Raw genomic sequence first — 19,448 nt, 5'->3', positions numbered from 1 at the left:
ATTGTTGACGCGTGATTTATAACTCGGGTGGTAAAGCTTTCACGCTTGGCATTTTGGCCAAGCGTCCACCTGAGGAAACCACGATGGCAACCAATGCTACGGTCAATCCAAGCCATGCTATGGCTGGTGCAAAGATCACGCTCACAGGTGACGACACCATTAACAAGGTAAGCGAGATCGACTTTAGGCAAAACAATTACCACCACGCCTCCGCGGTTCAAAACGCAGGCAATCAAAAGCTCGAGGCGACCATTCCCAACGACTGCCCGGTCGGCGGCATGGATCTGTTTGGACTGGATAAAAAGGGGCATGACCTAGGCAAGATCGGCCGCGTTATCGTCGATCCGTCCAGGTAATCGGCGCGAGATTCAAGCGCGCATCTAAATCAAGCGAACCATGACTGAAGTTGTCCGACATCGCGCCGGACAACTTCAGTTCGCGCGTCAGAACGGAACATTGAACGCCACGCCGATCGTGCGCGGCGTCGACATCTGCACCAGCATGGGGCCGCCGACCGAAGCGAGAAAATTCACCGCTTCGTCGTTAAGCGTTCCAATCGGCACTTGCCGATTGAACGCATTGCGCACATAAAAATCGATATTCGTGCCGTTGCGCAGATTCACTCCCGCATTGAAATCCAGGAACATAAAACCCGGCAGCTTGAAATTCGGATCGCTCACGTCGCCGTCGAAACCAGCATTGCGATGACTTGAGCCGCGCATCGTCGCCCCGACATAGGCCGCCGTCCCGACTATCGTGAAGTTGTATTTGCCGTTCACGGTACCCGCCCATCGCGCCGAATACGGCAACGGCGCATTCGGCTGAATACCCAGCTGCGGTGCGCCGTTATTGGTAAACGCATCCGTATAACTGCCGGACGCGCCCAACTGCCACGGACCCTTTGCATAGCTGGCCTGCATCTCGAGGCCCTTGATGCGCGCATCGCCGGCATTTTGAATAATGGTATTGCCCAGCGTGTACGTGTACAGCTGCATGTGATGCCATTCGATGTCATAGCCGCTAACGCCGACATTCAAATGGCGGTCGAGATAGCTGCCCTTGTAACCGAGTTCGTAGCTTTCCAGATTGTCGGAGCCGAACGTATTTGTTGCCGTAGGATTAGGCACCAGTAACGTGCTTTGCAGTGGAGCCTGCAATCCACCGGGTCTATAACCGGTGGACGCGCGCAAATAATAATTGTCCTTGTCAGTGGGCCGCCAACTCAGCGTAACTATCTTGGTGACATCCTGGTCGTTCACATGCTCGCGAAAACCGCCAGGACTTCCCGCGAACGGACCTTCCTCGACATTGGAAAGATGCTGACTGTTGCCGCTGGCTCGCGCGCCCACGGTTAAGTCGAGCGTCGGATTGATATGCCAGGTGAGATCGCCATAGCCGGCGAATTCGGTAAACCTGGCATTGACGGCTTGCGCGATCAGCGGCGTCACACCCGGCGGTGGCGCATTCGCGCCTTCCAATACGTATTGCTCCCAGACATCCTCGCGGTTAAGCCACATGCCAAACAACCAATCGAAGGTCTCGTTCTTGCGCGAGGTGAAGCGAATTTCTTGCGAGGATTTGTGTACGGTGTATTGCGAATCGACATACAGCGAACTCAGCGGCTGAAAAACACCGAACAACGGACCTATTTCGTTTAGTAGACCCAGGAACGAATCCGGATAATCCTGCACGCTGTGATTGACGAACTTCTGATAAGAACTGATCCAGTCCACCGTCACCCAATCGAAATCGTAGCCCGCGTGGAAGGAATAGAGCTGCAGCGTCTGCGTAAACGGCTCGCGATGATTGAGCGCGCGATTGTAGGGACCGCCAGATATCGGCTGGCCTTGCAGATTGAAATCACCCATCGACAACCCATCGGCCATTGCTTTTTGCGCCATCGCGGTAACGTTCAACGTCAGCTTGTCGATGGGATCGACTTCAAGCTGTATGCGCGCGCCTTTCGTATGCGCGCGATCGGCGCCGCCTGCCGGCGTTTCGCCCACTGCTTGATAGACACCGGTGGTGTGCTGATCCACCACGGATGCGCGCAACGATGCTTTGTCTTTGACTAAAGGAAGATTGACCGAAGCGTGTTCGGAATAACTTATGCCGCCACGATTCGTATTGGAAACGTCGCCGCCTACATTCCCAGAGAAACCACTTAAATCTGGCTTGACCGTCACATACTTCACTAATCCGCCCATCGAACCGGCGCCGTACAACGTGCCTTGTGGCCCATATAAAAATTCGATGTGATCGAGATCGAGCAAGGCCGGATCGAAAACGAACGTCGCTGCAGCGGCATAGACGGTACTGCCGCCAACCGGCACATCGTCAATATAGAGCGACACCGTGGGACTCGTCTGGTTGCCGGTCGACACCCCGCGCATCACCAACTCGCCCTGCCCCGTGCCGCCCGCACTCGCGAAAAACACACCGGGCTGATACGACACGTAATCGTTGAGGTTCTTCGCACCCAGCTGCTGCAGCGTCGCCGCTTGCACCGTATCCACGTGCATTGGAACTTCGCGTTCCGGTTCGCGACGACGATTCGCCGTCACCATCACTTCGCTTAGCGTGACAGCCTGCTTGCTGCTGGAAGGTGGTGTAGGCGCCGTACTCGACGATGCCGGCTGCGTTGATGTTTGCGCCATCGCAGCGGGTGCAATCGTACTCGCCACAAGCAAATGAATCGCGTACGGCAAACAACGCTGCACGCGCAAACGGCGGGTGACAACACGACGACAGGTATTCATGGCGGTGTGTCCGGAGCAAACGTTATCGTTCTCGTGCCCGGATGCGCCGATAGACCGGGCCCCTTAATAACGGCTGCAGTCTACGCCGAACTTCAAGAAGAATGACAACCGAAGCTGACTCACAACATACGCCCGAGGCTGACGCGGTCTCGCTGCTCCAGATCACGCGCAGTCGAAAGCTCCACGAAACCTGCGCCGCCAAGCAACGCGCGTACCGCATCGCCCTGATTCCAACCATGCTCGAATAACAACCAGCCACCTGGAACAAGGTGAAGATGCGCGCCACGAATAATGCGGCGAATATCGTCGAGGCCATCGGCACCCGATGCCAACGCGCCCATGGGTTCGAATCGCAAATCGCCCTGCTCCAGATGCGGATCGGCGCTTTCGATATACGGCGGATTGGAAACGATCACGTCAAAGCGACGATCGCTCAACGGCGCAAACCAATCGCCGTGCACGAAGCTGACGTTGCCAAAGTGATGCCGTCGTGCATTGCGTTGCGCGACTGCAAGCGTCTCTGCGTTTACGTCGGTGGCGACAATCGCTGCATTGGGACGTTCGCGCGCAATCGCCAGCGCAATCGCACCCGATCCCGTACCGAGATCTAGCACGTTGCACGCACCATCCATCGGCACGCGCTCAAGCGCCAGCTCGACCAGCAACTCAGTTTCTGGACGCGGTATCAGCGTATCCGGCGTCACTTCCAGATCGAGCGACCAAAAGCCGCGCCTACCCGTAATGTACGCAACCGGCTCGCCGGCTTCGCGCTGCTCGATCAAAAGTGCGTACGCCGACATGTGTTCGGTCGACAGCGCATCGGTTGCGTGCGCAATGAGCCAACTGCGCGGCTTGCTCAAGGCGTACGCAAGCAGCACTTCGGCGTCGACTCGACTATCGAGTCGACGCGATGCCTCGGTCAATGCGCTTCGCACATCAAGCATCGTGCGAACCATCGGTGGCGGGTTGCGCAGGCGATGGCGGCGCGGACGCGTTCGACTCGCGTTTGCGCCAATAACCGCCCTTTGTCCATGCGTCGAACGCCCAGCGCAGCCATCCAATCAACGCGTTGGCCAACCATAACGCCCAGGCGAGCATGGCGATCTTGTAGAACCACAACGATATGCTGAACACGCCGCCACTCGGCAGCGTCTTGTCAGCTTGATCTGCGAACCAGTGCAACTCCCACGCGGAGGAATCGTTGCCGGCGACATGCATGTCCGGCAATCCGAGCAATCCCTTCGGCACCGCGGAAATCAATACGATCAGGGCCAACACGGTAACTGCCGCCATCGCCGCTTGCAGCAAATTGAATGCCTTGGTCGAAAGTCCCGCAACCGCCGTCTCGTGACGTGCACGCAACCCGAGCGCGATCAACCAGAGCACCACAAATGCGAACGCGCTCCACGCAAAAGCCGAAAAACCCAGACCAAGCAATAGCCAGTGATGGAACTTTAGCGGCGTAGGGGCATAGCGCGCGAGCAACCACGCCGCGAGCAAAAGTACCACCACTTGCGACCAGTACAGCACCGCAGGCCCGACCGAAGGACCCCACGTCCACAACACCCAGCGATCCTGCGGCAGTTGCAATCCCAGGGAAATATTCGCGGTTGGTGCGCCTAGCGCGATGGCGGAAGTCCTGGTGAGTAACCCGATGCCCTGCGGTTCGCGCAACTGCAGCGAATAGTTATGTTTACCTGGCAGCAACGGCAAGCTCAGCTTGCCATCGCGCACCGCGAGGCTCAGCGACTCGCCATCGCGCGTCGCGCTCAGCAACGTCGCGCCGGAAGGTAACGCAATCTCGTGCTCACCGCCGCGCGTGCTGCGTGCCGCCAGATCGAGCGTGGTCTCGGTGGCGCGATCGCCGACATTGCTACTCGCGGTCACCGTATCGAACGCCAGGCTGTCGCCACCTACTGTGTTGGGCTGACTGATGGCGACATTGAGCGACTCATTCGGCAACGGAACAAAACTAAGTCCGTCGCTGTTGTCGTTGACCGGCAATCCCTTGGTTTCGACGTGCCAGATCGGTGCGACAGCGAGCTGCCAAATTTCGGTCCGCTCGCCCAACGCAGGCGCCTTGAGCTGCATGGTATCGGCGTGATCAAGACGACTATTCCAGCTCACCTGATTCACGCCAGCATTGAACGTGACACTGATGCGTCCGTCGCGCACGTGGTCGCCTTCGCCCAGAGGATGTTCGCCGGCAAGTAGTGGAATATCGGTGGTAAAGCCCCCGTCGCTGGGAGCCATGCGTTCAACAGTATTGCTAACGGTCCAATCCACGCCAAACAGAATGCGACGCGTCACACGAACATAAGGCGGAAACGTTTGTTGCGAAAGCGGAGCCTGTGCTCCGTCGGTGGACGTGCGCACGCGATTGAGTGTCATGCTATCGCCCAGCAAACGACCACCCTCCACTCCATCCAGCGACCACCCTTGGCCATTGAACGAAAGCCATTGCGGACGCAGTGTGAAATTCAACGTTGCGCTATCGACCGGTTGAAGGCGATAACTCAACACGACGTGATGCACGCCCGCTTCCAACCGCACGAACGACTGATCGTCGCGTTTGACCAACGTTGCATCGGCACGTCCGTCGACAGTGACATCGGCGAGCTGCATGCTCGTTCCCGCCTGCGGCAGCGGCACCGCCACCGGTGCGCCAACGTGCGTTTCCATATCCAGCGTCGCCTGATCGTTCGCCACGCGCAAACTGGCGACAGCGACCACCGCGCAATTCGGCGCGCATTTGGGCGCCTCCAGCAAACGATTGCGCAACTCGCTCAGCACATTCGGATTCGGCGTAGCTTGTGCGTGAACGAAATGCGGCGCACAGGCGAGTGCTAGACACGCTGCCGCCGCACGCCATGGACGCCAGCCCGAAAGCGGTGAACTTGATGGCTTGATCAAATCGCGCGCCATCCGACCAAGCAGCACGATCAACAACGCCAGCATCGCGACGCGCAGCAGGCGAACCAGCCAAGCCGGCGCAATGATCAGGCGCATCGTTTGCTCGGGCGTCACCGGTCCCGACCAAGCCAGTCGATAGTTGTTATCCAGATCCCAGCTCGGCTGACCAGCGCCCGCCTGGATGGTGTTGTGGCCGCGCTCTTCACCCACGAAGTCCATGCTGGCCATTGATTGGCCCGTCACGGTGACGCTGGCAAGCGTTTGGTTCGCCCGAACCGGCGCAACGCTCGCTTCTTCAACCGCGGGAGCCGCGGCTGGCGCAGGCGGCGGCGGTTCCTTGGGCGCAGCCTCGCTGACAGCCTTTTGGGGCAATACATCCTGGCGATACATCGCAGGCCTCACCTCCTGCTTCTTTGCGTTGCCTATCTGCACGACGGCATTCAGCGTCGCGTCGCTGCCCTGGCTTTCAAGCTGCGGATGCAATGCAGACTCCAATTGCGTTTTGGCGAACGGCAGCGTCCACAACACGGTCAACGCCAATGCCAAGGACGCGATGATCTGCGAAACCTGACGCAACCTGCCGACCGGCAATGCGCGCATCAGCAACGCAAAGGCCAACGCGAGAGCGAGTACCCAGCGCGGCGCACCCGCCTCGTGTTGCGACAGAATCAAAAACAACGCCGCCAGCACTGCCCAACGCCAGCCGAGCAATCGCCCGGCAAGCAATGCGATCAGTGCGACGACGAACAGATCCAGCAAGCTCCATTGCGCGATCCACGAATCCGGCGAGCGATCGACGCCGCTTGCGCCAATCAGCCGATAACCGTAGGGAAGATGCAATACGCCATCGATGTCTTCCATCGGCGCGAGCCATCCTGTGCTCGGCAGCGAACCATGGCGATCGTCGATGCGAAGTCCCGCATGCATATCCAAATTCGCATCGCGCAATTCGACGCCGCTATGTCCGCCGCCTTGTTGCGTGACGAGCATCGGCGTGTCGTCTTGTTCCGCGCGCTGCAAGCGCCACGGTTCGGCGACATCAAGACGTTGCGCGCGTTGCAATTTGCCGGTGAGATGATCGCTGATGCTCAGGCCGCGACCGTTGAAGTCCAGCCACATCTCGCGCTGAAGATGAATTTGATCGCCAGGACCGCCTTCGCCGCCGCGCACGCCTTGCTCGACGGTGAGACCATTGCTGTTGTCGAGCACATAGGCTGGCAGTTGATCCCAATCCCCAGGGACATCCGCTTGCCCCGCGTCGGTGAGGCGGCCGTCGACACGCGTTGTGCGCAACGCCGGTGCGTCGCTATAGCTCCATATTTCCTGCTTCGGCCAAGGCGCAGCGGGGAGCGACAAATTGACTGCATGCAATGTCTCGATGCCGCGCGCATCGAGCGTCACCGTCCACTCCCCTGGGCGCAGTTGCATGCGCAGACGTCCGTCGCTGTCCAGCTGCACCGGCAATTCGCTCTGCAGCGACGTCGCGACGAAGCCTTTCGGCAAAGCCGGCCCCAACAGTTGCTCGCGCGCACTGCCGGTGACGTTGACTTCGACTTGCGTTTCCAGCAACGCCGGCATGCCATCGGAGAGATGCCGATATACACGCACCGAAATCGCGTCGGCCTGGCGTTGCGCCGCAGCGGCTTCGCCCAGCGTAAGTTGATCGCCGTTGCGTTCGATGCGCTCTACAGGATGACCATCCACTTCAAGGGAAACCAACCCGATCTCAGGCGGTACGCGCAAGCGCGCGGGGCGGGAATCCCATGGCAGGCTGCCGCGCACGGTGTCATCGCCAGGCTCCAACCAAAGCGCCGGATGACCGTCGCGACTCAGCACCGGCAACACCTTGTTGTTGACCGATACTCCCTGCGGCCAGCTGTGATCTCCGCCGGGAAGTTCGACCCAGCTGGGCGCATCGATCTGTACATCGAGAATGAATCGCCCACCGTCCTTGGCCGCCTCGACACTCAATCGACCGGGCCAGATGCATTGATAGGAACCCGCATTCGGATTGCTATTGGCTAAGAACGGGCATGCGTGCGCGGGCACATCGTGCAATACCCAACCCTGCCAATCCCGCAATGCGGTCGGTATGTCTTGCGCATGCAACGACACGGCGACGAACAACAGCCCAAGCATCCATTTCCACTGGCGCATAAGGTCCCCCTGGTCGAGTCCCTTTCAGTGTACCGAGAATTGCCGGCCGCCCGGCGTGGGCAAAAAAAAGCCGGACGGCACGGGCCGTCCGGCGTTCATCGACTGCGATTAACCGATGATCAGCGCATGATCGCCGACGGATCCTGCTTGGCCTTCAACGCGGCGCACAGCAAGGTCTGTTCGCGCGTTTGCGCCAGCCCGCGATCCGCACCCGTGATGTCCTTCAAGCGCGGCTCGAAGTAGGTCTGCAAACGATCGGCTTCGGCCTTGGAACAGCCGCCACCGCCCACCAGTCGCGGCAGCATGCCGCTGCCGAAGCTGCCGGTGCGACCCAGCACTTGGTCGTAGTGACCGGTAAACCAATGCCACAACGCGTCGCGCTGCGCAGCGGTATCGCGGCTGCCACGAAGAATCGCCGCCATCTCGCCGACCTTCACTTGCTTGGTCAACGCGAAATCGCGCGCTTCGTCCGCCAGCTCAGGCGTTTCGGCGGCGCTCAAACCTTGCAGCATCGCATTGCGCAACGCCGGGTCCGTGGTTTGCGGAATTTCTGCGATCAACGCATCAACTGCCGGCTTGCCATGTTCCTGCACGGATACGGACAACGCTTCGCCGAGCAAATCCGGATCGGCGGCGGTGAGATTCAAATGGCCATCCGCTTTCTTCGTCATGGCCGCATCGCCCTGCTTGAGCAATGCCGCGCGCACTTCCGGAACCTTGAAGTCCAACGCCAGTTCGTGCGCGAGCGCCGTGCGCAGCAGGCTGTCGCCATCGGCTTCGCCTTGCTTGCGCTGATAGCCCAGCTGCTCCATACGCGGCAGATAGGCGTCTTTCACCCATGCTGCGACTTTTGCGCGCTGCGCGTCGGTGATCGCTTCGTTGCTATAGATCCAGCCGATGGTTTCCAGCGGCGTAAGTACCACTTCGCGCGTCTTGGCGCTGGCGAGCGGCTTGAGTGCGGCGAGCGCATCGCTTGCATCCAGATCGCCGTGTTGGAAACCTGCCCCGATACCGTCCGCATACGCCAACTGTTCGGTGTCGCTCAACGATCCGATGTGCTGCGTAAGATCGGCCCACTCCGACTTGGCCAGACTGAAGCGGTAATAGCCGCGACCATTCGCGTTGGGCATCACCCACGTCGGGTTGCTGGCGTCGGCAAGTTCCATGCTGCCGGTGGCCTTATCCAACATTTCGCACTGAACCTTACTGCCGTCGGCCGTGCCGTAGCGCACACAAACCGGAATACCCCACACGCGCTTGGCGTCGCCCATGCTGCCGACCGGCAGATAGCGGCTTTGCGTCAGATGCAGAACGGTTTTGCCGTTCTTGGTTTCCATCTTCGTCTGCACGTAAGGCACGCCGGACTGATTGAGGAAGCTGTTGAACGCGTGCTTGAACGCGTCGCCCTGATTGGCGGCCGTCGCAATGGAACCGACCAGATCGCTGGCCTCGACGTTGCCGAATTTATGCGCTTGAACGTACGCGCGCATGCCTTTCTGGAACACGTCTTCGCCAACATACCCTTCGAACATGCCGATCACGGCCGCACCCTTCTGATAGGTGATGCCGTCAAAGGCGGTTTCGATATCGCCATTGCCGGTAATCGGCTGACGGATCATGCGCGCGCTGACCAGGCTGTCGTTATGCATCGCGCCCTGCGCACCGAGGATGCGATCCAAATCGGCGCGGTATTCCGGATGCACCTTCATGGTGACTTTCTGCTGCATCCACGTCGCGAAGGCTTCGTTGAGCCAAATGTCGTTCCACCACGCCAACGTGAGCGTATCGCCGGTCCATTGGTGCGCGAGTTCGTGCGCCGTCACATTGAACGAACCGCGCACGTATTTCGCCGGAGAATCCGGATCGAGCAACAGCAGCCAATCGCGGAACGTAACGAGGCCCGGGTTTTCCATCGCGCCGGCGGAGAAATCAGGCGCAGCGAGCAGATCGAGCTTGCCGAACGGATAACCGAAGCCGTAGTAGTTTTCGAGTGTGTGGATGATGCTCGGCGTTTCGCTCAGCACATGCTGCATGCGATGGCCTTCGCCGTGCGCGGCGATGCCACGCAGCGGAAGCACTTCAGTGCGGTAATCGTCCGGTGCAATATCCGGACCGTTGACGATATCCCACGGACCCACCGCAAACGCGACGAGATACGTCGGCAGCGGCTGCGTCTGCGCGAACGTCAAGGTTTTCCATTTGTCGCCGGCGGCGGTGTCGCTGATCTGCTTGGTGTTGGCCACCGCAACCAGATCCGACGGAATCGTCAGCGTGATGTTGTATGGCGTCTTGAAGCCCGGCTCATCAAAACCCGGGAACGCGTAGCGCGCGCTGATCGGTTCCATCTGCGTCATCGCATACGGCACGCCGGCGTGGCTCACTTTGTACAAGCCCTGCAGCTGCTGATTGAGCGGCGCGGTATAGTCGATGGTCAGCGTCAACGCCTGCGGCTTGATCGTGCTGCCGAAATCGATGCGCGACACGCCTTCCTTCGGCGCAACCGCGACGTATTTACCGTCGTACGTTTTGCCGGCGGCGTCGGTGATCGTCACCTTGGAAACATCGAGATCGCGACCGTCCAGCCAAAGATGATCCGACGCCTGCTTCAGATCGACCTTGATGGTGGTCGTGCCGGTATACGTCTGCTGCGCAGGATCGACCTTGAAGGCCAAGCGATATGACGTGGGCACCGCCCAACGCGGCAACTGCCCATGCGGAGCCTGGTCGGCTGGCGTGGCAGCGAACGCCGCACTGCAGCAAAGCGCCAACGCTGTCATGGCGAACGGACGAATAAGACGATGCATGACTATCCCCACCTACGGTGTCTAAAACCATTCACGCTAGGTGAAGTAGGCCATTTGCCACAGTGCCAGACGGCATAGTCTGATGATCAGCCTCTGCTGAGCTGCCTATGCTAGGAGCGCACTCCAGGAACGAGTCCCGCGCCGATGACAGATCAACGGATGTCTTTCACCTATGGCGCAACCGCCCCTATCCAAGTCGCCGTGCTCGACAACGGCACCGGAACGCAGCAAAACATTTTGTTGCCAAACTTGCGCAGCGGCGGCTTTCACGCGGAGTGCATCGTCTCGGCGGGCGAACTCTATCGCGCCGTCGTAACCCAATCCATCGCGATCGTGGTGCTCGATACGCACCACGCCAATGAAGACGCGTTTGCAGTAACGCAATATCTGCGCGAAATCTCAGACGTGGGCATCGTGATGCTGATGGGCTGGGACGGACACCAGGACTCTATCAAAGCGATGCGCAGCGGCGCCGATCTCTGCCTCGCCAAGCCCATCGACACGGAATTGCTGATCGTCTCACTGCACAGCCTCAACCGTCGCTTGAATTGTCGCGCAACGTTCAGCGCAGTCGCCGACCAACCTTCCCCGCCTGGCTGGAAAATTCTAGACGATGGCTGGCGGTTGGCCGCGCCAAATGGAGAAGTGGTAGTAATGACGGCATCCGAGCAACGCATCATCAAGACGCTTGGAAAGGAAAACGGAAAGCTTGTCTTGCGAATAGCGTTGATGGAAGCCGCCGCCCAAGACGCGGAAGATCTCGATCCGCACCGCCTCGAAATGGCTATCCATCGTCTGCGTGCAAAAGTGCAGCAGCAAGCTGGCGAAGAACTTCCGCTGAAAACTGTGCGGGGGAAAGGGTATTTGCTTATATGCGAAGCACTGTGACTCAGGACGTGCCAATGAAGGCCATTGACGACTTAAATGTCGTGCACGCCTGCAACTGCTATATGAGTTGCCTGATAAGACAAGACGACTTGCGAGACTTACATGCTCAAAACGTGTGACGTCATGCTCGCGTTAGAACTTAGAACCGAAATGCCGTGCCGCCCGGAGGTCCGTGGCATGGCATTCCATCTTGACGCGGGGAGCGTATGAGCACGATGGATTATGACGCGGGTTCACGCACCAGCCGGCGTTGGCTGATACATGTATCAGTAGCTATTGGTTACTCGCTAGCCACCAACAATGTCGGCTATGACTTCATCACCGATTCGTTCGTCTCGGGCCGTGCGACGGATGATCGCGTGCCTGGAGGATGGGATCTTGGCGACTGGGATAACACGCAGCCGTATTTGATGGAATGCTACGATTCGAACAACCCTGCCGATGGTGAGGCGAGCAGCTGGCACGGCACCGTAGTGTCCGGCGAAATCGCCGAACTTACCAACAATGGTGTGGGCATGGCTGGCATTGCCTACAACGCCAAAGTGTTGCCGGTGCGCGTATTGGGCCATTGCGGCGGCTACGACTCCGATATTTCCGATGCGATCGAATGGGCCTCCGGCGGCCACGTCGCTGGCGTGCCCGACTTGGCGCAACCCGTGCAAGTCATCAACATGAGCCTGGGCGGTGATGGACAGTGCGACGCCAGCGTGCCGGAATATGCGGCAATCCAGCATGCGATCAGCCGTGGCACAACGGTGGTAGTCGCTGCAGGCAACAGCTCGGCCGATGTTTCCAACTTCACACCGGCAAGTTGTCCTGGTGTCATCGCGGTGGCATCCAATGGCATCACCGGCAAGCGCGCCTTCTACTCCAACTACGGCAAGGGTGTGACGATCTCAGCGCCGGGCGGCGGCATTTGCCCGAACGATGCGTCGTCGTGCAGTCAGCCTGCAAACCCGAACGGTTTCGTCTGGCAGGCCATCAACCTAGGCACCACGACGCCTATTTATCCGGCTGATCCCAACGGGGCCTATGGCGGCATGGCGGGCACCTCGCAAGCGACGCCACACGTCGCCGGTACTGCAGCACTGATCGCAGGCGCTCTGAAATCAGCGGGTTTACCGGCGCTCTCCCCTGCCGCGATGACCAATGTCTTGGTGAAGTCGGCGCGTGCGTTTCCCGTTACGGAAGATCACCCGATTGGCGCCGGTATTGTGGACGCCTATGCAGCCGTCAACCTCGCTGTAAGCAATGGCAACGGTGGCGGCGGTGATGGTGGCGGTCAGCAAGCGACTCCGCTTACTAAGGGCGTGTTGCTTTCCGGCCAGAACTCCGCCACTGGCGGCACGCTGTATTCGATCGCCGTGCCGGCAGGCGCCACCACGTTGAACATTCGCACGCTGGGCGGTTCGGGCAACGTGGCAATGTATGTAAAAGCCGGCAGCGCGCCTGCTAGCGACGGCAGCAATGCGGATTTTGCTTCCGCAAAACCAGGCACCAGCCAAGCTGTCGTGATTGCGTCGCCAAAAGCCGCCACGTATTACATCGAAGTGACCGCACCGCAGGGCGGCAGCTACTCCAACATCACCGTGTTGGCCGATTACAACCCGTGATGGGAAACCACAGCGCTATCGACAAACCCCGGCCAATGCTGGGGTTTGTCTTCGCGAAACCACGACTCTCGGACCGTCCGAAGTCGCATTGGCAGTGATTGCCATCTTTGTTTGTAAGGAGAATCAATCATGCAAGGAATGTTGAAGTTCATACTTTTGGCTGGCGTTATCGGCGCAACAAGTTTTCCCACTGCTTTTGCGGCGCAAGCAGCAACTGCGTTAGTTCAGAGCGAGACTCAACAGGTGGGCCCGATCGAAGCAGCTGCCCGGCAGGCATGGCGCGAGAACATGGCGCAGATCGCAACGCCCGCGGAAGGCTGTTTTCATGCCACTTATCCCAGCATCCTGTGGGAGCAGGTAGCGTGCAAACAACTGGCGTCAAACATGCACATGTTGCCGGCCAGTCTCAGGAAACAACCGTTCCAAGTCCAAACCGCCGGCAATGGTAACGACTACGTGTTGCAAGCCCCTGGTGCAAAGCTCATTTCGCAAACGGTGGGCAGCTTCCCGTCGGTGACGGGCGTAACGTCCGTGGAGAGTGTCGGGGTTCCGGCGTATGGCGGCGGCGGCATTCTGGGTCCGAACGAATACACGCTGCAGATCAATTCGCAATTTACGTCGACCACGCCGGCTTGCAGGAACCAACCTGGATGCACCGTGTGGCAACAGTTCGTGTATTCGCCCGATTACATGGTGCAAGGCGAAGCTGCTGTGTTTATGGAGTACTGGTTGGTCGGCTACGGTTACAACCCGTGCCCGGTCGGCTGGTTCAGCGATGGATACGGCGATTGCGTTCGTAACAGCAACTACGTTGCTGCACCCGACGTACCGATTAGCGAGCTTGGCAGCCTTGCGTTGACAGGAACGGCGACCGCAGCCGGCAACGATACGATTACTTTCTCCTACGGCACGGATGCTTACAGCTTCAGCGCGAAGGACAGCGTGGTGTATCTATCCACGATCTGGAATCAATCGGAGTTCAACGTGGTCGGTAACGCTGGCGGATCGCAAGCGGTGTTTAACAGCGGCTCTGCGATAACGGTAAACGTTGCGGCCAACTATGGCGGCACGGCCAAGCCGTCCTGCATTGCCAATGCGGGCACCACGGGCGAGAGCAACAACTTGAACTTGGGTCCCTGCAGCGCCTTTGGCGGCGCTTCGCCGTACATCCAGTTCACCCAGTCGAACTGAAAGCCAGCGGCTTCGTTATCGACAAAAGCCGGGGAATCCCCGGCTTTTTATTAGGTTTCTGCATGAAGCCATGCGTTTTTGACCCATAAAGGTCGTGCGCCACTTGCATTGTCAGCATCAATCCATACTATAGGAATCCATAGATATCCTCTATTAGGCTGGTAAATGAACCTGCGCGACCTCCACTATCTGGTTTCCCTGGCCGAACACCGACATTTCGGGCGTGCGGCGGAGGCGTGTTTTGTTAGCCAGCCCACGTTGTCCACGCAGATCAAAAAGTTGGAAGACGAACTGGGCGTCGCGCTGGTCGAGCGCACACCGCGCAAAGTGTTGCTGACGGATGTCGGTCGCGAGATCGCACATCGCGCGCGCGAGGTGCTCAACGAAATCGAGCAGATCAAAGGCATTGCGCGGCGCACGGTCGATCCCGAGTCGGGAACGGTGCGGCTCGGCATCTTCCCTACCCTCGGCCCGTATCTGCTGCCGCATGTGGTGCCGATGGTGCGCGAGCGTTTTCCGCGCCTTGAATTACTGCTAGTGGAAGAAAAAACCGAAACCGTGTTGCATCGTTTGCGCGAAGGAAAACTCGACGCGGGCATTCTTGCGCTGCCGATTCATGACGACAGTCTGCACACCGAATTCCTGTTCGAAGAACCGTTCCTGCTGGCAGTACCGCAATCGCATCCGCTCGCCAAACGTCCGCAGCTGAAGCTCAACGATCTTTCCGATCAAAGCCTGCTGCTGCTGGAAGACGGCCATTGTTTGCGCGATCAGGCGCTGGAGGTTTGCCATATGGCAGGCGCTGGCGAAAAGAGCGGTTTTCGCGCAACGAGTCTCGAAACCTTGCGCCAAATGGTGGCGGCCAACGTCGGCATCACGTTGTTGCCGACGCTTGCGGTGAAACCGCCGATCGCGCAAGCGCCCAATTTGCAGCTCATCGAATTCAGCGGCCAGGCGCCCAGTCGTCGCATTGCGATGGTGTGGCGCAAGAGCTCGGCCATGGGCAGTTTTCTCAAGCAACTCGCCGACGTGTTCAAGCATTTGCCGGACGATCTACTCGATCCGCACAGCGTGAATGCACCGCCTGCGAAACGTCGCCGAACCGCGTGATGTCACGCGGCAAGCGATAGTCGCAGTCAATCGTCCTCATAAGAACAATCAATTTCTTAATCGCCTCGCGCGGCGCTACCCTCGATGGGTCCGACCGACGAGGTCGCTCTGAATTCCCTCTCAAGCCCAACGCCACGAGGTGATGTCATGAGCAAGCTGAAAGGCTCCAAGACGGAGCAAAGTTTGAAAGATGCGTTTGCCGGCGAGTCGATGGCCAACCGCCGCTATCTCTACTTCGCATCGAAAGCCGATGTCGAAGGCTATAACGACGTATCCGCGGTATTCCGCTCCACGGCCGAGGGTGAAACCGGTCATGCCCACGGCCATCTGGAATACCTTGAGCAATGCGGCGATCCCGCCACCGGCAAACCGTTCGGCGGCACCAAGTTGAATCTCGAAAGCGCCATCGCCGGCGAAACCCACGAGTACACCGATATGTACCCGGGCATGGCGAAAACCGCGCGCGACGAAGGTTTCGACGAAGTGGCCGACTGGTTCGAAACGCTCGCCAAGGCTGAACGCTCGCACGCCAACCGTTTCCAGAAAGCGCTCAACGAACTTTGATCGATCGCGTCGACAAGCTCGCATGAGCTTGTCGCGCATGTCCAAAACCCTCCCCGCGTGTCGGGGAGGGATGGAGGGGACAAGTTGCGCGCCAAGCATCCTGCCTTGCTGCGCGACTTGCTTGATGTAAGCGAGGAAAACCTGCGTTACGAGTGCTGACTATCCGTCGGAGGCAGTAGCAATGGCAGAACCCACTGGCACTGCCCGCGAAGGCAGCCTGGAAGCGCCCACCCGTCACCCTCTGGATTGGAACAATCCCGAGTTCTGGGATGCGCAGGCGCTTGAGACGGAACTGGAGCGCGTCTTCAATATATGTCACGGCTGCCGTCGCTGCGTGAGCTTGTGCCACGCCTTCCCTACATTGTTTGATTTGATCGACGCATCGGAATCGATGGAAATCGACGGCGTCGCGAAAAGCGATTACAAAAAGGTCGTGGATCAGTGTTATCTCTGCGATCTCTGCTATCTCACCAAATGTCCTTACGTGCCGCCGCATCCGTGGAACGTGGATTTTCCGCACCTGATGCTGCGCGCCAAGGCCGTAGAGTTTCGCGAGCACGGCGCGCCGCTATCTGCGCGCATTCTTTCCAATACGCGCGCGGTCGGCAAAATCGCCTCGATTCCGGTCGTCGTGCAGACCGTGAACGCGGCGAATAAAAACAAGACTGCGCGTAAATTGCTCGAGAAAACTCTGGGCGTGGATACCCAGGCGCGCGTGCCCACGTATCAGATACCCACCGCACGCAAGCGCCTGCGCAAACTCGACGGTGCGGGCGACGCCAAGCCCGCTGGACGCACGCGCGGCAAGGTTGCCCTCTTCGCCACATGTTATTGCGATCACGCCGAACCGGGCGTCGTGGAAGATCTCGCGGCCGTGTTCCAGCACAACAAAATTCCCGTTCGCATGGTGGAACAGGAGAGTTGTTGCGGCATGCCGAAATTCGAGCTTGGCGATTTGGAAACGGTGCGTAAATACAAAGAGCGCAATATTCCCATCCTCGCCAAGATGGCGCGCGAAGGCTGGGATTTCACCGCAGCGATTCCATCCTGTGTGCTGATGTTCAAACAGGAATTGCCGCTGATGTTTCCGGACGACGAAGAAGTCGCGTTGGTGCGCGATCGCTTCTTCGATCCATTCGAATATCTAGCGGATCGCCATAAAGCCGGATTGCTGCTTACCGACTTCAAGCAATCGCTTGGCAAAGTCGCGTGGCAGGTTCCGTGTCATCAACGCGTGCAAAAAATCGGCCCAAAAACAGCTGAGATTTTGCAGTCGGTGCCCGACACAGAAATTACGACCATCGAGCGCTGCTCCGGCCACGACGGCACCTACGGTGTCAAACACACCACCTACGCGCTGTCGCGAAAACTTGCCAAGCCGGTGGAAAACCGCGTCGCGCAAACCGAAGCAACGCACTTCACCAGCGATTGCCCGATGGCCGGCAACCATATTTCGCACGGCCTGGGCGACAGCCCTGCAGCGGAACATCCGCTGACGCTTTTACGCAAGGCATACGGCATTTGAGCGCTTCCGCATGCCGTGAGGTTACCGATGCAAACTTCGCAACACGACATACAGGCCATGAATAAACTACAGCGACACGACCTGCTTTCGCTCGAATCGTACGCGGCACAGCGCCAGGACTTCCGTGCTCGCGTGATGTCGCACAAGAAAGCGCGCAGCGTGCATCTTGGCGAACATATCAACCTCAGCTTCGAAGACAGGCTCACCATTCAATATCAGGTACAGGAAATGCTGCGCATCGAGCGCATCTTCGAAGCGAAAGGCATTAACGAGGAATTGGAAGCCTACAATCCGCTGATCCCTGACGGGAAAAATCTCAAGGCCACGTTGTTCGTGGAATATCCCGACGTCGAACAACGCAAACGCGAACTCGCGCGTCTGGTCGGCATCGAACACGGCATCACCATGACCGTCGCGGGACACGCACCGATCACCGCGATCGCGGACGAAGATATGGATCGCAGCACGGAAGAGAAAACGGCCGCTGTGCATTTCCTGCGTTTTGAGCTGGATGAGGGGATGATCAAGGATTGGAAAGCGGGCGCGCCGGTGACGCTCGCTTCAACGATTCCCGCCATGCGCGAAGAAGCGGCGCTGCCCGAGTCGCTGCGCAAAACCTTGGCGGAAGATTTCGAGTAAGCCCGCTTACGGCGAATCGCATGCGCAGATCGGATAGCCCGACCCGCGCACGGCTTGCTCACGCATTCATCAGGCCGATCGGACAAACGACTCCCGTCCCGCCCAATCCGCAGTAGCCATCCGGATGCTTGGACAGGTATTGCTGATGTTCGTCTTCGGCAAAGTAGAACGGCATCGACGCACCGATTTCAGTCGTGATGTCGCCATAGCCCTCGGGCGCCAGCTCTGCCTGAAAACGTTTGGCGGATGCTTCTGCGGCCGCGCGCTGCGAGTCGCTGGATGTATAGATGGCCGAACGGTATTGCGTGCCGGCATCGTTGCCTTGGCGCATGCCTTGCGTCGGGTCGTGACTTTCCCAGAACGCTTTCAATAACGTATCGAACGAAATCACAGACGGGTCGTACACCACTTGCACCACTTCGGCATGACCGGTCATGCCGGAGCACACTTCACGATACGTAGGGTTGGGCGTATAGCCGCCCGCATAGCCCGCGGCGGTGGTCAGCACGCCGGGCAGACTCCAGAACTTGCGCTCCGCGCCCCAAAAGCAACCCATCCCAAACAGCACCGACTCGCTGCCGGGGAACGCTTCTTTTTGCAAAGGACGCCCATGCACGTGGTGGCCGTGCGCGATCACCAGGGGCACATCGCGTCCGGGCAATGCATCTTCCGAACGCGGCATACGTTGTTTCCACGCGCCAATGCCAAGCATGACGGCAACCTCCAGTAAGGGTGACTAGGCGTGAGGTATGTCCGGAAACTCAATAATGCAACACCGTATGCAAGGGAATGTTGCCCGGCCATAGCTTGCGGCCCTGCAACGCCAGCAATTCAATCACCACGGATGCGCCCACGATATCGGCGCCCAATTGCCCGAGCAGATTGCGGGCCGCGCCCAGCGTACCGCCGGTCGCGAGCACATCGTCCACCAGCAAGACGCGCTCGCCCTGGCGCAAGATGTCGACGCCGGCCTCAAGCCGATCAGTGCCGTATTCGAGCTGATAATCCGCATGCTTCACCGGCGGCGGCAGTTTGCCTGGCTTGCGCAGCGGCACGAAGCCCGCCTTCAGTTTCTGCGCGATGGCTGCCGCAAAGATAAAGCCGCGCGACTCCACGCCGCAAACCGCCTGAATACCACTGTCCATCCACGGTTCCACCATCGCATCGACGCAGCGCGCGAAGGCGGCGCCGTCGGCCAGCAATGGCGTGATATCGCGAAACAGGATGCCCGGCTTCGGGAAATCCGGCACGGCGCGAATCAGACTTTCGAACGAGGACATGAGCA

General features: G+C 59.1%; 14 protein-coding genes. 8 read left to right on the top strand and 6 right to left on the bottom strand.

The genetic code is table 11. From position 1 onward, the window contains the following. Positions 1-11: 11 nt before the first annotated feature. Entirely contained in the window at positions 12-356 is a 345-nt protein-coding gene (locus L0U79_RS06960; RefSeq protein ID WP_233841149.1) for a hypothetical protein, read from the top strand. A gap of 87 nt (positions 357-443) precedes the next feature. On the opposite strand, the gene L0U79_RS06955 is transcribed toward L0U79_RS06960, so the two are convergent. The 4 genes from L0U79_RS06955 to L0U79_RS06940 all read right to left on the bottom strand — a co-directional run bounded on the left by L0U79_RS06955 (position 444) and on the right by L0U79_RS06940 (position 10,633). Then, on the bottom strand, positions 444-2,759 hold the full coding sequence (locus tag L0U79_RS06955; protein WP_233841148.1) for a TonB-dependent receptor: 2,316 nt from the start codon (positions 2,757-2,759) through the stop codon (positions 444-446). Positions 2,760-2,878: 119 nt separating this feature from the next. Continuing rightward, entirely contained in the window at positions 2,879-3,703 is an 825-nt protein-coding gene (prmC, locus tag L0U79_RS06950; protein WP_233841147.1) for a peptide chain release factor N(5)-glutamine methyltransferase, read from the bottom strand. Further along, positions 3,696-7,829, bottom strand: coding sequence for a hypothetical protein (locus L0U79_RS06945; protein ID WP_233841146.1), 4,134 nt, complete (start codon positions 7,827-7,829; stop codon positions 3,696-3,698). Before L0U79_RS06945 ends, prmC begins: the two co-directional genes overlap by 8 nt. Positions 7,830-7,948: 119 nt before the next feature. Beyond that, positions 7,949-10,633, bottom strand: coding sequence for a M1 family metallopeptidase (locus L0U79_RS06940; RefSeq protein WP_233841145.1), 2,685 nt, complete (start codon positions 10,631-10,633; stop codon positions 7,949-7,951). 159 nt (positions 10,634-10,792) lie between these two features. Here L0U79_RS06940 and L0U79_RS06935 point away from each other — a divergent pair, with 159 nt between their 5' ends. From L0U79_RS06935 to L0U79_RS06905, 7 genes are all read left to right on the top strand, one after another. Next, positions 10,793-11,521: a winged helix-turn-helix domain-containing protein gene (locus tag L0U79_RS06935; RefSeq protein WP_233841144.1), complete on the top strand. Its 729-nt coding sequence runs from the start codon at positions 10,793-10,795 to the stop codon at positions 11,519-11,521. A gap of 206 nt (positions 11,522-11,727) precedes the next feature. Beyond that, complete coding sequence (locus tag L0U79_RS06930) at positions 11,728-13,134, top strand: S8 family serine peptidase (protein WP_233841143.1); 1,407 nt, start codon at positions 11,728-11,730, stop codon at positions 13,132-13,134. 129 nt (positions 13,135-13,263) lie between these two features. Continuing rightward, entirely contained in the window at positions 13,264-14,325 is a 1,062-nt protein-coding gene (locus L0U79_RS06925; RefSeq protein ID WP_233841142.1) for a hypothetical protein, read from the top strand. A 165-nt stretch (positions 14,326-14,490) separates the two neighbouring features. Then, on the top strand, positions 14,491-15,435 hold the full coding sequence (gene oxyR / locus L0U79_RS06920) for a DNA-binding transcriptional regulator OxyR (RefSeq protein WP_233841141.1): 945 nt from the start codon (positions 14,491-14,493) through the stop codon (positions 15,433-15,435). A 147-nt stretch (positions 15,436-15,582) separates the two neighbouring features. Next, the gene (locus L0U79_RS06915) at positions 15,583-15,999 is read left to right on the top strand and encodes a rubrerythrin family protein (RefSeq protein ID WP_233841140.1); all 417 of its coding nucleotides are present in this window, start codon (positions 15,583-15,585) and stop codon (positions 15,997-15,999) included. A gap of 181 nt (positions 16,000-16,180) precedes the next feature. Then, positions 16,181-17,524: a heterodisulfide reductase-related iron-sulfur binding cluster gene (locus L0U79_RS06910; RefSeq protein ID WP_233841139.1), complete on the top strand. Its 1,344-nt coding sequence runs from the start codon at positions 16,181-16,183 to the stop codon at positions 17,522-17,524. A gap of 57 nt (positions 17,525-17,581) precedes the next feature. Next, complete coding sequence (locus L0U79_RS06905) at positions 17,582-18,163, top strand: DUF3501 family protein (protein WP_233841138.1); 582 nt, start codon at positions 17,582-17,584, stop codon at positions 18,161-18,163. Positions 18,164-18,221: 58 nt separating this feature from the next. Here the strand turns inward: L0U79_RS06905 and msrA are convergent, their stop codons facing one another. Then, entirely contained in the window at positions 18,222-18,875 is a 654-nt protein-coding gene (gene msrA, locus L0U79_RS06900; protein WP_233841137.1) for a peptide-methionine (S)-S-oxide reductase MsrA, read from the bottom strand. A 49-nt stretch (positions 18,876-18,924) separates the two neighbouring features. Continuing rightward, a complete protein-coding gene (locus L0U79_RS06895) occupies positions 18,925-19,443 on the bottom strand; it encodes an adenine phosphoribosyltransferase (RefSeq protein WP_233841136.1) in 519 nt (172 codons plus the stop codon). Positions 19,444-19,448: the final 5 nt, after the last annotated feature.

This window comes from Dyella sp. 2HG41-7, from assembly GCF_021390675.1.
Taxonomy (GTDB): Bacteria; Pseudomonadota; Gammaproteobacteria; order Xanthomonadales; family Rhodanobacteraceae; genus Dyella_B.
The sequence above is the reverse complement of the archived record's forward strand: the minus strand, read 5'-3'. Positions and strand labels throughout refer to the sequence as shown.